This is a genomic window from Streptomyces sp. P9-2, from assembly GCF_051903975.1.
In the GTDB taxonomy this organism is placed as follows: domain Bacteria; phylum Actinomycetota; class Actinomycetes; order Streptomycetales; family Streptomycetaceae; genus Streptomyces; species Streptomyces cellulosae.
In genome coordinates this window covers 4,190,537-4,203,427 of the sequence record NZ_CP192633.1, presented here as the reverse complement: position 1 = coordinate 4,203,427, position 12,891 = coordinate 4,190,537, and the positions used below count along the sequence as shown (strand labels likewise).

The window sequence follows — 12,891 nt, the reverse complement described above, 5'->3', positions numbered from 1 at the left end:
CGGCAGTGCGGCGCCGGGAATCACCGTGCCGTGGGCCTGGTTGAAGGGGACACCAACATTCGTTTCAGAACCTCCGGGAGGCCGACGGTGTACGGCGACGACGCAACGGTCCGCAAGATCCTCACCGAGTCCGGTGACACCTGGGCCGTGGTCGGCCTGTCCTCCAACCGGCAGCGCGCCGCGTACGGGGTCGCGCAGGTGCTCCAGCGGTTCGGCAAGCGCGTGGTGCCGGTGCACCCCAAGGCGGAGACGGTGCACGGGGAGCAGGGGTACGCCTCGCTCGCGGACATCCCCTTCGACGTGGACGTGGTGGACGTGTTCGTCAACAGCGACCTGGCGGGCGCGGTCGCGGACGAGGCGGTCGCCAAGGGCGCCAAGGCCGTGTGGTTCCAGCTCGGCGTGGTCGACGAGGAGGCGTACGGGCGTACGCGTGCGGCGGGTGTGGACATGGTCATGGACCGCTGCCCCGCGATCGAGATCCCGCGCCTCGCCTGAGGGGCGCGCCCGCGCTTCCGGGCGGGCGGGGTGACGCCATAATGGCGCGGTGACCGAGACTCCGGTATCCCTCAACTCCCCTTCCCCGCAACGGTTTCCGGTCGTCGTGGTCGGCGCCGGGCCCGCCGGGCTCACCGTGGGGTGCGTGCTGCGGGCGGCCGGGATCGACTGCCTGGTGCTGGAGACCGGGACGCGGGAGTTCGTCGAGCAGCGGCCGCGGGCCGGGGTGATCGAGGAGCCGGTGGTGCGCGGCCTGGAGCGGCGGGGTCTCGCCGGGAACCTTCTGGAGCGGGCCCGCCGGGACACCGCCTGCGAGTTCCGTTTCGACGGCGAGCGTCACACCTTCGGCTACCACGAGCTGACGGGCCGTCACCACTGGGTGTACCCGCAGCAGTTCCTGGTCACGGACCTGGTGCGGGAGTACGCGGACGTGCGCGGCGGGGCCGTGCGGTTCGGGGTGCGGGACGTGCGGGTGCACGACCTGGAAGGGGACCGGCCGTCGGTGTCGTACGTCCGCCCGGAGAGCGGGCGGCGGGAGGTCGTCGTCTGCGAGTTCGTCGCGGGCTGCGACGGCGCGCGCGGGGTGACCAGGACGGCCGTCGCCGGGCGGGCCCGGGTGGCGCGGCACGACTACGGCATCGGCTGGCTGGCCCTGCTGGCGGAGGCGCCGCCGTCGGCCGACCGTGTGCTGTTCGGCTGCCATCCGGACGGGTTCGCCGGGCAGATGCCCCGCAGTCCCGACGTCACCCGTTACTACCTCCAGTGCCCGGCCGGGGACGACCCGGAGAACTGGCCGGACGAGCGGGTGTGGGCGGAGCTGCACCGCCGGCTGGCCGCGGCCGGGGCGGAGCCGCTGACCGAGGGGCGGCTGATCGAGAAGCGCGTGCTGGACATGCACGACTATGTCACCGAGCCGATGGCCTTCGGCCGTCTCCACCTGGCCGGGGACGCGGCGCACCTGGTCGCGCCGATCGCCGCCAAGGGCCTCAACCTGGCGCTGCACGACGCGTTCGCGCTGGCCGACGCGCTCGTCGCGTGGCTGCTGAAGGGCGACGGGAGCGGTCTGGACGGCTACTCGGAGGACTGTCTGCGGCGGGTGTGGGACTACCAGGAGTTCTCGCAGTGGGTGTCCGAGCTCTACCACGGGGGCGCGGCGGGCGATCCGTTCCGTTCGGGCACCGCCCGGGCCCGGCTGCGCCGGCTGTTCAGCTCGCCGGCCGCGGCGGCGGCCTTCGCGGAGCGGTACCTGGGGACGGCCGCGCGGTACTGACGCCCGCACGGCCCGCCCCGGCGGGGTTCAGGCGGCGGGCTTGCCCAGTCCCTCCAGCACGACCGCGCCCGGCAGTTCCGCGAACGTCTTGCCCGGCACCAGCAGCTTCCCGCGCCGCCGCCCGCTGCCGACGAGCACGTACGGCAGGTCCACGACGGCCGCGTCCACCAGCACGGGCCAGCCCTCGGGCAGCCCGACGGGCGTGATGCCGCCGTACTCCATGCCGGTCTCGCCCGTCGCCGTGTCCATCGGCGCGAAGGACGCCTTGCGGACGCCGAGGTGGCGGCGCACCACCCCGTTCACGTCGGCGCGGGTGGTGGACAGCACGACGCACGCGGCGAGCGTGGACCCGCCGCCGCGCTTGCCCGCCACCACGACGCAGTTCGCGGACCGCTCCAGCAGGTCGTGGCCGTAGTGCTCGACGAAGACGGCGGTGTCGGCCCACCGCGGGTCGGTCTCGACGTAGAGGATCTGGTCGGCGGGGACGCTGCCGCTCCAGGCGCGGACCGCGGCGGCGACGGGAGCGGTCAGCTCGTCGAGGCAGTCGGGGGCGGGGATGGCCTGGTCGAAGTTTCCGATGGGTGCGCGCATGGCGGCACGGTAGCAGCGGGCGGCGCCGCCGTCGGAGGGTGTCTCACTGCACGGGCGGCACCGACACCGTCATGTACATCCGCACCGGTTCGTCGCCCGCGTTGCCGTACGTGTGGGGCGTGTTGGCCTCGAAGGAGGCGCTGGCGCCGGCCGGCACCCGGTGCTCCTCGCCGTCGACCGTGAGGGTCAGCTCCCCGGCGGTGACGTGGACGAGTTCGACCGTGCCGGCGGGGTGCGGGTCGGACTCGCTGCTCTCGCCCGGCATCAGCAGCCACTCCCACATCTCCAGCGGGCCGGGCGCCTCGGTGCCGGCGAGCAGCCGGTTGTAGCTGCCCCCCTCGCTCTCCCACAGGCGGACCGTCTGGTCGGCGGGGACGATCCGGACCTGCGGGCCCCGCTCGTAGTCGAGCAGCGTGGGCACGCTGACGCCGAGCGCGTCGCCGATCTTGACGATCGTGCCGATGCTCGGGTTGGTGCGGGCCTGCTCGATCTGGATGAGCATGCCGCGGCTGACGCCCGCCCGGGCCGCGAGCATGTCGAGCGTGAAGCCGCGCTCGGTGCGCCAGCGCTTGACGTTGCGCGCCAGGGACCGGGTCAGCAGGTCGAGGTCCGCCACGTTCCGTCCGTTTCGACTGTCCGGATGTCGCACCCGGTGGTGCACCGCACTGTACTGCGACGACGCGGGCGGGACGGCGTGGGCCTCAGGCGCCGGGTTCCATCTCGGCCAGCCTCGGGGCGCCGGCCTGGTCCAGTTCCGCCTGGTCCAGTTCCGCGAGGCGGGCCACGCTCTCCTCGTCGAGCCGCGACAAAGCCCGCAGCTGGTCGGGCGTGACGTCGTCGGGGAGCGGCACGGGCGGGGGCGTGCGCAGCGGCGGCTGCCAGCCCTCGTCGGGCGTCCAGCGGCGTACGACCCGGGCGGGCGCGCCCGCGACCACGCAGTGGTCGGGCACCTCGCCCCGGACGACCGCGCCCGCGGCCACCACCACGTTCCGCCCGACGCGGGCGCCCGGCAGGATCACCGCGCCGGTGCCGATCCAGCAGCCGGGGCCGATCTCCACCGGCTCCATCCGCGGCCACTGCTTGCCGATGGGCTCGTGCGGGTCGTCGTAGGAGTGGTTGGTGGAGGTGACGTAGACGTACGGGCCGAAGTAGCAGTCGCTGCCGATGGTCACGGTGGTGTCGGCGATGACGTGGCTGCCGCGGCCGAGGACGACACCGTCGCCGATGCGGAGGATCGGCTCGGGGCCGAGGTCGAGGCCGGGCATCAGGCCCGCGGTGAGGGTGACCTGCTCGCCGACGATGCAGTGGGAGCCGATCCGGATCCACGGCTCGCCGAAGATCGTGCCGAGCGGGAAGGCGAGCCGGGTACCTGTTCCCATGGCGCCGAAGCGGAAGCGGCCGGGGTGGTCGGCGGTCACCGAGCCCGTGCGCTGCACCCAGGCCCAGCCCGCGTGGACCGCGCGCTGGGCGAGGCGGCGCGGCCAGGACGAGAACGTGTTCTTGCGCTTCGGCACCCGCTCACCGTAGTCCGCGGGCGTGACGGGTACGGGCCGACGCCCCTGTGATCTTCACCCCACCGGGTGGCGTACCGTTCCCCCGACGTTCGACTAGGAGGCGACGATGACGCACCAGGCTCTGATCACCGGCATCGGCGGCAGGGAGCCGCGGATCGACCAGGGGGCGTTCGTGGCGCCCACGGCGAGCGTGATCGGTGACGTGACGCTGCACGCGGAGGCGAGTGTCTGGTACGGGGCGGTGCTGCGGGGCGACGTGGAGTCGATCGCCGTGGGCGCCGGCAGCAACGTGCAGGACAACTGCACGCTGCACGCCGACCCCGGGTTCCCGGTGAGTGTGGGCGAGCGGGTGTCCATCGGGCACAACGCGGTGGTGCACGGGGCGACGGTGGAGGACGACTGTCTGATCGGGATGGGGGCGACGGTGCTGAACGGGGCGGTGATCGGGGCGGGGTCGCTGGTCGCCGCGCAGGCACTGGTGCCGCAGGGGATGCGGGTGCCGCCGGGGTCGTTGGTCGCGGGGGTCCCGGCGAAGGTGCGGAGGGAGCTGACGCGGGAGGAGCGGGAGGGGCTGACCCTCAACGGGACGATGTACGCGGAGCTGGCGAAGGCGCATCGGGATCAGCACGGGGACTGAGGCCGGTGGTGGTTGTTCGCGCAGTTCCCCGCGCCCCGGGGGGTGTTCGTCGCAGACCTTGGAAGTGCCGGTCGGGCAGCCGACCCAGGGGCGTGGGGAACTGCGCGACCGGCCCACCGCCGAGGGTCAGTCGGCCACCGGCGCCGGTGTGGGCGTGGATTCCGCGGCCGCCGCCGTCTTCTTCGCCTTCCGCTTCAGCACCAGCATCGACGTCACCCCGATCAGCACGGCCGCCACCAGCCCCAGCCAGGAGAACCTCTTCAGCCAGGACTCCGCGACGATCCCCACGTAGTAGATGACCGCCGTCGTACCGCCCGCCCACACGATGCCGCCCAGCACGTTGGCGATCAGGAACTTCCAGTACGGCATCCGCAGCACACCCGCCAGCGGGCCCGCGAAGATCCGCAGCAGGGCGACGAAGCGGCCGAAGAAGACCGCCCACATGCCCCACTTCTGGAAGGATCGCTCGGCGGTCGCGATGTGGGCCTCGCCGAAGTGGCGGGGGAACTTCGCGCCCAGCCACGCCAGCAGCGGGCGACCCCCCTTGCGCCCGATCGCGTAGCCGATCGAGTCGCCGATGATCGCGCCGGCGGTGGCGCACGCGCCGAGGATCACCGGGTCGATGTCGCCGTGCTGGGAGGCCAGCAGCGCCGAGGAGACCAGGATGATCTCGCCGGGCAGCGGGATGCCCAGGCTCTCGAGGCCGATGACGATCCCCACCAGCGCGTACACGGCGACCGCGGGTACGGTCTCGAGCCATTCCTGGACGTGCAACGCCTCTTCCTCCGGTCCGCCGATGCCGTGTGTCCGTGCGTGTGCGCCCGCTACCGGGGCACGGTCGGGAAGCCTACCGGGTCGGGGGAAGCCGTCCGTTCAGGGCCGTATGCCGTGCCGCCGGGGCCGGTCGGCCCATGCGGGCCGGGGCGCACCGGAGCGAGTCTGGGAGGAGACGAAGTCCCGCACCTCGCGACCGGGAGGCCCGCCATGTTCGCTCCCCCGTCCCCCAGCCTGCCCCGTGCCCTGCCCGCAGAGCACCGGGAGCGGCTCTTGGCCGCCGCGCGCGAGGTGTCCTTCCCGCAAGGGACCCGGCTGTTCGAGGAGGGCGGCCGGGCGGACCGGTTCTTGGTGATCAGGACCGGCACCGTGGAGCTGGACATGCGGGTGCCGGGCCGCCGTCCGGTGGTCATCGAGCGACTCGGGCACAACGAGCTGGTCGGCTGGTCGTGGCTGTTCCGTCCGCACGTCTGGCACCTGGGCGCCGAGGCGGCCACCCCGGTGCGGGCGTACGAGTTCGACGCCGCGTCCGTCCTCGCGCTGTGCGACGGGGACCCGGAGCTGGGCCGTGAGGTGACCCGCTGGGTGGGTGAGGTGGTGGCCCACCGGCTGCACTCGGCCCGGGTCCGGCTGCTCGACCTGTTCGGTCCGTACGGCGCCGGCGCGGCCGTGTGAGGGAGGCCGCCCGCGCCGTACCGGTTCTCCGCGGGCGGCGGTTGCTACGTCCCCGTCAAAGGGCAGTGACCGAATCGTGTCGGGGCGCGGCTAGGGTGGCTGCCCATGTGGCCAGGACAGCAGCCGCCCGGGGGCGAGCAGAACCCGCAGTCGAACAATCCGTACCAGCAGCCGGGGTACCAGCAGCCGAATCCGTACCAGCAACCCGGCTACCAGCAGCCGAACCCGTACCAGCAGCAGCCGCAGTGGGGCGAGCCCACCACTGTCGGCATGCCGCAGCCGGGTGGCGGCGGCGGTAACGGGAACCGTACGAAGTTGGTGGCGATCATCGCGGCGACGGCGGTGGTCGTGGCCGCGGGCGTGACCGGCTTCCTGGTGCTCGGCGGTGACAAGGACGACGAGGCGGACGGCAAGGAGCCCGCCAAGCCGTCCGCGACCGCGTCCAAGGATGCCTCCGCAGATCCGACCCCGTCGAGCTCGGGGGGCAACCCGCGCGGCGGTGAGGGCGAGAAGGCGACGATCCCTGGCTGGCAGGTCGTCGTGAACACCCGCTTCGGCACCAAGTTCGACGTCCCTGCCGACTGGGAGATCGAGTCGCCGGGCACCTCCGTGGGCTTCGAATGGGAGGAGAAGGACGGTGAGATGGGCCGCACCACCGTCACCGCTCCCGCGTATCTGAAGTCCAAGTGGTGCACCGACGACGAGAACAAGGACGGCCGCACCGAGGACACCGCGCTGGTCACCGCCGGCACCCGCGGTGAGAACGGCGCGAAGGACACCAAGGAGGCGGCCGAGACCCGCGTGCCGTGGTGGATCTTCGGCGGTTACACGCAGCCCGACAAGAAGAGCGTGAAGTTCGACGCGCCGAAGCCGTACACCACGAAGTCCGGCATCAGCGGGCACGTGGCCACGGCGCACTCGGAGGGCACGCCGCAGAAGGGGAAGTGCGACAGCGAGGGCAAGGCGATCACGTTCGGGTTCAAGAACGGCGCGGGCGACTTCGTCACCTGGAACCTGTTCGGCGCGGCGGGCGTGAAGGACGAGATTCCCGAGGCGACCGTGCAGAAGATCCTCAGCACGGTGCGGCTGACCGAGGAACCTCCGACGGAGTCGTGACGGTCCGGGCCCGCAGGTGAGCGGGCCCGGAACCCATTTGGCAAGTCGGCCTTCTCCCGGCGATAGTCACCAGGTGCCGACCTCCGCCGAGCGCCGCCGTCCCGCCTGGGCCGGCCGCAACTACACGCTGCTGACCGCCTCCGCCGTGGTGACCAATCTGGGCAGCCACGGTGCGCTGATCGCCTCCGCGTTCGCCGTGCTGGGCGCGGGTGGCGACGGCGGGGACGTGGGCCTGGTGGCCGCCGCCCGCACCTTGCCGCTCGTGCTGTTCCTGCTGATCGGCGGCGCGGTCGCCGACCGGCTGCCGCGACACCGGGTGATGGTCGCGGCCAACGTCCTGAACTGCGGCTCGCAGGCCGCGTTCGCCGCGCTGGTCCTCGCGGGCGAGCCGCAGTTGTGGCAGATGATGCTGCTCAGCGGGCTCGGCGGCGCCGGGCAGGCGTTCTTCAACCCCGCCGCCGAGGGGATGCTGCTGTCCTCCGTCGACGGCGAGCAGGCGGGCCGCGCGTTCGCGGTGTTCCGGATGGCGATGCACGGGGCGACCCTGGGCGGCGCCGCCCTCGGCGGGGCGATGGTCGCCGCGATCGGGCCCGGCTGGGTGCTGGCGGCGGACGCGGCGGCCTTCGCGGTCGCGGCGGTGCTGCGGGCGTTCCTCGACGTGAAGCACATACCGCCGCGCGAGCCGGGCGGGGGGATGCTCGCGGATCTGCGGGACGGGTGGCGGGAGTTCACCGGGCGGCCCTGGCTGTGGGGCATCGTCGTGCAGTTCTCCATCGCCAACGCGGTCGTCGGCGCGGCCGACGCGGTCTACGGTCCGCTCGTCGCCCGCGACCACCTGGGCGGGGCGGCGCCCTGGGGCATCGCGCTGGCCTTCTTCGGCGGCGGCACGGTTTCGGGCGCGCTGCTGATGACGCGGTGGCAGCCGCGGCGGCTGTTGCTGGTCGGCACCCTGTGCGTGTTCCCACTCGCCCTGCCCTCCGCGGCGCTCGCGGTGCCCGTGCCGGTGGCGGTGCTGTGCGCGGTGATGTTCCTGACGGGGTTGTCGGTGGAGGTGTTCGGCGTCTCCTGGATGACCGCGCTGCACCAGGAGATACCGGAGGAGAAGCTGTCGCGGGTGTGCGCGTACGACTGGTTCGGGTCGGTCGCCCTGGTCCCGGCGGCGATGGCCCTCGCCGGGCCGGCGGAGACGGCGTTCGGGCGGCCGGAGGCGTTGTGGGGCTGCGCGGCGCTGGTGGTCGTGGTGACGGCGGCGGTCCTGACGGTCCCGGACGTGCGGAACCTGCGCCGGCGTACGAAAGAGGTCACGGGCGCTGTGAAGGGTGCGGAGGAGCAGGTCGGGGACGGTACGGCTGTCGGGTAGCTGCGGGCCGGTGGGGGCTGGTCGCGCAGTTCCCCGCGCCCCTAGGTGTGCGGTCCTCACGTCGCCTTCCATGGCCCGGGATTCCGGAGACCCATGAGGGGCGCGGCGCCACCATCACCCTCAGGGGCGCGGGGAACTGCGCGAACCACCACGACGGACCCGCAGCCGACAACACCGCCGCCCACCGGACTCCCTGGGAGCGCGGGGAACTGCGCGAACGGCCACGACGGACCCGCAGTCGACGTCACCGCCGCCCAGTGGGGGCTGAGCGCAGTTCCTCGCGCCCTTGAAGGGCAACACCGTCACCCCAAAAGGGGCGTGGGGAACTGCGCGAGCAACCACGACGGCGCCGCGGTCGCCCCTCACCCTCAACCGACCGCGAACGCCCCCGAAGGCGGCAGGGGTGACGGCACAGCCGTCACCTCAGACACCGGCCGCGCCTCCCCCACCCACCGCCGCAGCGCCTCCCCACACTCCACCCGCGCCGGAAACGGATCCCCCGCGACCGCGCGGGTCAACGTGGGGAGATCCAGAGCCCGGTCCGACGCCGCCAGAACCACGTTCCCGAACCGCCGCCCCCGCAACACCCCCGGCTCGGCGATCACCGCGATCTCCGCGAACCGCGTCCCCACCGTCGCCACCTGCGACCGCAGGAACGCGAACGGCGCCGCGTCCGCCAGATTGGCGAGGTACACGCCGCCGCTCCGCAGCACCCGCGCGACCTCGTCGACGTACCCGACGGTGGTCAGATGCGCCGGCACCTGCGACCCCCCGAAGACATCCCCCACGACGACGTCCGCGCTGCCGTCGGGCGCAGCCTCCAGCCACGCCCGCGCGTCCACCGTGCGCACGGCGGCACCGGCCCCCGCCGGCAACGGCAGAACCTCGGCGACCAGCGCCGCCAGCCCCGCATCGGCCTCCACCACGACCTGACGCGACCCCGGCCGGGTGGCGGCCAGATACCGGGGCAACGTCATCGCCCCGCCCCCGAGATGCACCGCGTCCAGCGGAACCCCCGGCTCCCCGACGACATCCAGCACATGCCCCAGCCGCCGCGCGTACTCGAACTCCAGATGCGTCGGCTCGTCCAGGTCGACGTACGACTGCGGGGCGCCGTCGACGGTCAGCAGCCAGGCCCGTTCCCGGTCGACGTCGGGCATCAGCTTGGCGGTGCCGTGGTCGACGGCGCGGGACACGGGGATCGGCTCGTTCACCGTCCCATTGTGCCGCCGCGCCGCCGGCCCACCCGCATCAGCGACGGAGGCTCACACGACCTCCGTCACCGTCCCGGCCCCCACCGTCCGCCCGCCCTCGCGGACGGCGAAACCGAGCCCCGGCTCGAGCGGCACGTCGCGCCCCAGCTCCACGGTGACGGTCACCGTGTCCCCGGGCCGCGCCACCCCCGCCCCGCCGAGGTCGACGTTCCCGACGACGTCCGCGGTGCGGATGTAGAACTGCGGCCGGTAGCCGGTCGACAGCGGTGTCGTCCGGCCGCCCTCGCGGGCGGACAGCACGTACAGCCGCGCCGTGAACCGCCGGCTGGGCGTCACGCTGCCCGGCGCGGCCACCACGTGCCCGCGCCGGACCGCGTCGCGCGGCACCCCGCGCAGCAGCAGCGCCACGTTGTCCCCGGCCTGCGCCTCCTCCATGGGCTTGCCGAAGGTCTCCAGGCCGGTCACCACGGTCTCGGTGTCCGCGCCGAGGACCTGCACCTTGTCGCCGACCCGGACCGTGCCCCGCTCCACCGCGCCGGTGACGACGGTGCCGCGGCCGGTGATGGTGAGCACGTTCTCCACCGGCAGCAGGAACGGCGCGTCCAGATACCGCTCCGGCACGGGCACATAGGTGTCGACCGCGTCGAGCAGCGCCTCGACGGACGCGGTCCACCGCGGGTCGCCCTCCAGCGCCTTGAGTCCGGACACCCGGACGACGGGCGCCGCGTCACCGCCGTAGCCGTGCGCGGTGAGCAGTTCGCGGACCTCCAGCTCGACCAGGTCGGTCAGCTCCTCGTCGCCCGCGTCGGCCTTGTTGAGGGCGACGACGATGTGGTCGACGCCGACCTGCCGGGCGAGCAGCACGTGCTCGGCGGTCTGCGGCATGATCCCGTCCAGCGCGGAGACGACGAGGATGGCCCCGTCGAGCTGGGCGGCGCCGGTGACCATGTTCTTCACGTAGTCGGCGTGGCCGGGCATGTCGACGTGCGCGTAGTGCCGGGTGTCGGTCTCGTACTCGACGTGCGCGATGTTGATGGTGATGCCGCGGGCGGCCTCCTCCGGGGCCCGGTCGATGCGGTCGAACGGCACGAAGGCGCCGCCGCCCCGCTCGGCGAGGACCTTGGTGATGGCGGCGGTCAGGGTGGTCTTGCCGTGGTCGACGTGGCCCATCGTGCCGATGTTGAGGTGCGGTTTGGTGCGGATGTACGCCGTCTTGGACATGGCGGTACCTGGAAGCCTCTCAGGTGATGACGCGTCAGGCCCCGGGCGCGGCGGATCGGCGCGGCCGGGACGGGGACCCCCAGGAACCTGCCCGACCCTCCCCCTGCGGGGTCCGCCGGGCGATCCGGGGAGGGTCAGCTTCGGGCGCCGTCGACTGCGGCGACGAGAACGGTGACGGCAGCCTTCGGGGCATCCGCGACGGCGGATGCTGCGAGAGGGAAGGCGTACCGGAACATGAGGACGATCCTCGCCGACCCCGCGCCCGGCGTCGAACGATTTTCCCCGCTCACCCCGCGAGGTTCATGCCCCGATGTTCTTCAGCGCCTCCCGCACCGACAGCGGCGCGAACCGGTCGCCCTCGCGCGCGAGGAGATCCCGTACCGCGTCCGGGTCGGTCTTGGCGTACTCGCGCAGGGCCCAGCCGATGGCCTTGCGGACGAAGAAGTCGGGGTGTCCCGACTGGCGCAGGCAGTAGTCGAAGAGCCGGTCGCTGTCGGTGCGTTCCTTGTGGCGGAGCTGGTGGAGCAACGCGGTGCGCACGAGCCACATGTCGTCGTCGGCGCTCCACCGGTCCATCTCGGCGGTGAGCGCGGGGTCGGCTGCGACGAGCGCCCCGACGACGTGCGCGGCGAGCAGGTCGACGGTGTCCCACCAGGGCACGGTGGTGACGAGGTGCCGGGTCACGGGCAGGAAGCCGGAGGAGCACCGTCGTACGTGCCGGCGCAGGTAGTCGACGGCGAAGTAGTGGTACTCGCGCTCGGGCAGCTCCCAGCAGCGCAGCGCGACCGCCGTGCAGTCGGCCTCGGTCGGGCGGGGCAGTCCGGCCTCGACGGTGCGGGACAGGGCGCGGCGCACCGGTGTCTTCAGGCCCAGGAAGGGCGCGACGTCCTTCATGTACGCCCGCATGGCGTCGGCCGCGACGGGGTCGGCGGCGGACGCGTACGCGGCGACGAGCCGTTCCAGCACCGTGTCGGCCGGCGTGCTGTCCGGCACCCGCGGCGGCGCCGGACGGTCCTCTGTGACGCGCATGAGACGAACACTACGGCGATCTCGCACATATGTCGGTTAGTGTCACCGGATGCTCGATGCCACCAACCGCTCTGGGGGCACCGCCACGGCCCGTCCCCGGGCCGGCTCGTCCGACCTAGCGGTCGCCGTCCCCACGGCCGCTCCCGTTCTCGCGCCCGCTCCCGGTCTCGCCGGCCGGTGCGTGAGAGTCCTGCTGTCGCCGTGGTCCCGGCTGTCGCTGCTGGTCGTGCTGCTCGCCTCGGCGGCGGCGGTCATGGTGGTGCTGGAGCCGCAGCAGCTGCTGACCGACGGCCTGCCGGCCCGGCTCGGCGGCGTCCTGGGCGTCGTCGCCTACGCGGTGGCGTACGGGGCGTGCACGGTGGCGTTCGTGCCGCGTCCGCTGCTGAACCTGGCCGCGGGGGCGCTGTTCGGCTCACAGTTCGGTCTGGTCGCGGCGCTGGGCGGGACGGTGCTGGGCGCCGGTCTGGCGTTCTGCCTGGGCCGGGTGCTCGGCCAGGAGGCGCTGCGGCCGCTGCTGCGCGGGCGCTGGCTGAAGGCCGCGGACAACCAGCTCAGCCGGCACGGTTTCCGGTCGATGCTGGCGGCGCGGCTGTTCCCCGGGATCCCGTTCGCCGCCGCCAACTACTGCGCCTCGGTCTCCCGTATGGGCCTGCTGCCGTTCCTGCTGGCGACGGCGCTCGGCTCGATCCCGAACACCGCCGCCTACGTGGTGGCGGGCGCCCGCGCCTCCACCCCGACGTCCCCGGCCTTCCTGATCGCACTGGCCTGCATCGCCCTGCCGGGTCTGGCGGGCGCGGTGGTGGCGTGGCGCAAGCGGAACCGGCTGCGCGCCAGATAGCGGGCCAGGCACACCCCGGACCCACTCCGGCTCGCGCTACGACAGCCCGCCCGCCGTGACCGCCCCGTTGCCGTGGCACGACGGACGGCCCGCCATCTCGCCCGCGGCCCACGCCGGCACGCCTCAGCGCGCCCGTCACAGCCGTCTCGGGGCCGCG

The 12,891-nt window shown here is 73.4% G+C and carries 14 protein-coding genes; 7 read left to right on the top strand and 7 right to left on the bottom strand.

Going from position 1 to position 12,891, the window contains the following annotated elements; all coding sequences use genetic code 11:
- The first annotated feature begins 87 nt into the window (after positions 1–87).
- Together ACQY0Z_RS19285 and ACQY0Z_RS19280 are read left to right on the top strand one after the other, a co-directional pair.
- Positions 88–495, top strand: a complete 408-nt coding sequence (locus ACQY0Z_RS19285; RefSeq protein ID WP_019524811.1) for a CoA-binding protein — start codon at positions 88–90, stop codon at positions 493–495.
- A 49-nt stretch (positions 496–544) separates the two neighbouring features.
- Positions 545–1,765 (top strand): 4-hydroxybenzoate 3-monooxygenase, encoded by a 1,221-nt coding sequence (locus ACQY0Z_RS19280; RefSeq protein WP_254586775.1) that lies wholly within the window; start codon positions 545–547, stop codon positions 1,763–1,765.
- Positions 1,766–1,792: 27 nt separating this feature from the next.
- Here ACQY0Z_RS19280 and ACQY0Z_RS19275 read toward each other — a convergent pair whose 3' ends face one another.
- The 3 genes from ACQY0Z_RS19275 to ACQY0Z_RS19265 all read right to left on the bottom strand — a co-directional run bounded on the left by ACQY0Z_RS19275 (position 1,793) and on the right by ACQY0Z_RS19265 (position 3,870).
- The gene (locus tag ACQY0Z_RS19275) at positions 1,793–2,356 is read right to left on the bottom strand and encodes a YbaK/EbsC family protein (protein WP_347225097.1); all 564 of its coding nucleotides are present in this window, start codon (positions 2,354–2,356) and stop codon (positions 1,793–1,795) included.
- A gap of 43 nt (positions 2,357–2,399) precedes the next feature.
- Positions 2,400–2,972 carry a helix-turn-helix domain-containing protein gene (locus tag ACQY0Z_RS19270; protein WP_189905026.1) on the bottom strand — a complete coding sequence of 191 codons (573 nt, stop codon included), beginning with the start codon at positions 2,970–2,972 and terminating at the stop codon, positions 2,400–2,402.
- 85 nt (positions 2,973–3,057) lie between these two features.
- Positions 3,058–3,870 carry an acyltransferase gene (locus tag ACQY0Z_RS19265; RefSeq protein WP_189905023.1) on the bottom strand — a complete coding sequence of 271 codons (813 nt, stop codon included), beginning with the start codon at positions 3,868–3,870 and terminating at the stop codon, positions 3,058–3,060.
- A gap of 106 nt (positions 3,871–3,976) precedes the next feature.
- On the opposite strand from ACQY0Z_RS19265, the gene ACQY0Z_RS19260 reads away from it, so the two are divergent.
- The gene (locus ACQY0Z_RS19260) at positions 3,977–4,507 is read left to right on the top strand and encodes a gamma carbonic anhydrase family protein (RefSeq protein ID WP_254586774.1); all 531 of its coding nucleotides are present in this window, start codon (positions 3,977–3,979) and stop codon (positions 4,505–4,507) included.
- A gap of 126 nt (positions 4,508–4,633) precedes the next feature.
- On the opposite strand, the gene ACQY0Z_RS19255 is transcribed toward ACQY0Z_RS19260, so the two are convergent.
- Positions 4,634–5,281 carry a DedA family protein gene (locus tag ACQY0Z_RS19255; protein WP_254586773.1) on the bottom strand — a complete coding sequence of 216 codons (648 nt, stop codon included), beginning with the start codon at positions 5,279–5,281 and terminating at the stop codon, positions 4,634–4,636.
- 210 nt (positions 5,282–5,491) lie between these two features.
- Here ACQY0Z_RS19255 and ACQY0Z_RS19250 point away from each other — a divergent pair, with 210 nt between their 5' ends.
- The 3 genes from ACQY0Z_RS19250 (at position 5,492) to ACQY0Z_RS19240 (ending at position 8,432) form a co-directional block, all read left to right on the top strand.
- Positions 5,492–5,956, top strand: a complete 465-nt coding sequence (locus ACQY0Z_RS19250) for a cyclic nucleotide-binding domain-containing protein (RefSeq protein ID WP_189905017.1) — start codon at positions 5,492–5,494, stop codon at positions 5,954–5,956.
- Positions 5,957–6,061: 105 nt separating this feature from the next.
- Positions 6,062–7,072, top strand: coding sequence for a hypothetical protein (locus tag ACQY0Z_RS19245; protein WP_189905015.1), 1,011 nt, complete (start codon positions 6,062–6,064; stop codon positions 7,070–7,072).
- Between the two features lie 73 nt (positions 7,073–7,145).
- Positions 7,146–8,432 carry an MFS transporter gene (locus tag ACQY0Z_RS19240; protein WP_189905013.1) on the top strand — a complete coding sequence of 429 codons (1,287 nt, stop codon included), beginning with the start codon at positions 7,146–7,148 and terminating at the stop codon, positions 8,430–8,432.
- 368 nt (positions 8,433–8,800) lie between these two features.
- Here ACQY0Z_RS19240 and ACQY0Z_RS19235 read toward each other — a convergent pair whose 3' ends face one another.
- The 3 genes from ACQY0Z_RS19235 to ACQY0Z_RS19225 all read right to left on the bottom strand — a co-directional run bounded on the left by ACQY0Z_RS19235 (position 8,801) and on the right by ACQY0Z_RS19225 (position 11,896).
- Positions 8,801–9,646 (bottom strand): fused MFS/spermidine synthase, encoded by an 846-nt coding sequence (locus tag ACQY0Z_RS19235; protein WP_189905011.1) that lies wholly within the window; start codon positions 9,644–9,646, stop codon positions 8,801–8,803.
- Between the two features lie 51 nt (positions 9,647–9,697).
- A complete protein-coding gene (gene tuf, locus ACQY0Z_RS19230; RefSeq protein WP_254586772.1) occupies positions 9,698–10,867 on the bottom strand; it encodes an elongation factor Tu in 1,170 nt (389 codons plus the stop codon).
- A gap of 300 nt (positions 10,868–11,167) precedes the next feature.
- A complete protein-coding gene (locus ACQY0Z_RS19225) occupies positions 11,168–11,896 on the bottom strand; it encodes a DNA alkylation repair protein (protein WP_189905007.1) in 729 nt (242 codons plus the stop codon).
- A 49-nt stretch (positions 11,897–11,945) separates the two neighbouring features.
- Between ACQY0Z_RS19225 and ACQY0Z_RS19220 the strand changes: the two genes are divergently transcribed.
- On the top strand, positions 11,946–12,734 hold the full coding sequence (locus ACQY0Z_RS19220) for a TVP38/TMEM64 family protein (RefSeq protein WP_189905005.1): 789 nt from the start codon (positions 11,946–11,948) through the stop codon (positions 12,732–12,734).
- Positions 12,735–12,891 lie beyond the last annotated feature (157 nt).

Coding starts and splice junctions, on each gene's coding strand:
- ACQY0Z_RS19275 (WP_347225097.1), bottom strand. CDS start 2,356: ATGCGCGCACCCATCGGAAACTTCGACCAGGCCATCCCCGCCCCCGAC.
- ACQY0Z_RS19260 (WP_254586774.1), top strand. CDS start 3,977: ATGACGCACCAGGCTCTGATCACCGGCATCGGCGGCAGGGAGCCGCGG.
- ACQY0Z_RS19250 (WP_189905017.1), top strand. CDS start 5,492: ATGTTCGCTCCCCCGTCCCCCAGCCTGCCCCGTGCCCTGCCCGCAGAG.
- ACQY0Z_RS19245 (WP_189905015.1), top strand. CDS start 6,062: ATGTGGCCAGGACAGCAGCCGCCCGGGGGCGAGCAGAACCCGCAGTCG.
- tuf (WP_254586772.1), bottom strand. CDS start 10,867: ATGTCCAAGACGGCGTACATCCGCACCAAACCGCACCTCAACATCGGC.
- ACQY0Z_RS19225 (WP_189905007.1), bottom strand. CDS start 11,896: ATGCGCGTCACAGAGGACCGTCCGGCGCCGCCGCGGGTGCCGGACAGC.
- ACQY0Z_RS19220 (WP_189905005.1), top strand. CDS start 11,946: ATGCTCGATGCCACCAACCGCTCTGGGGGCACCGCCACGGCCCGTCCC.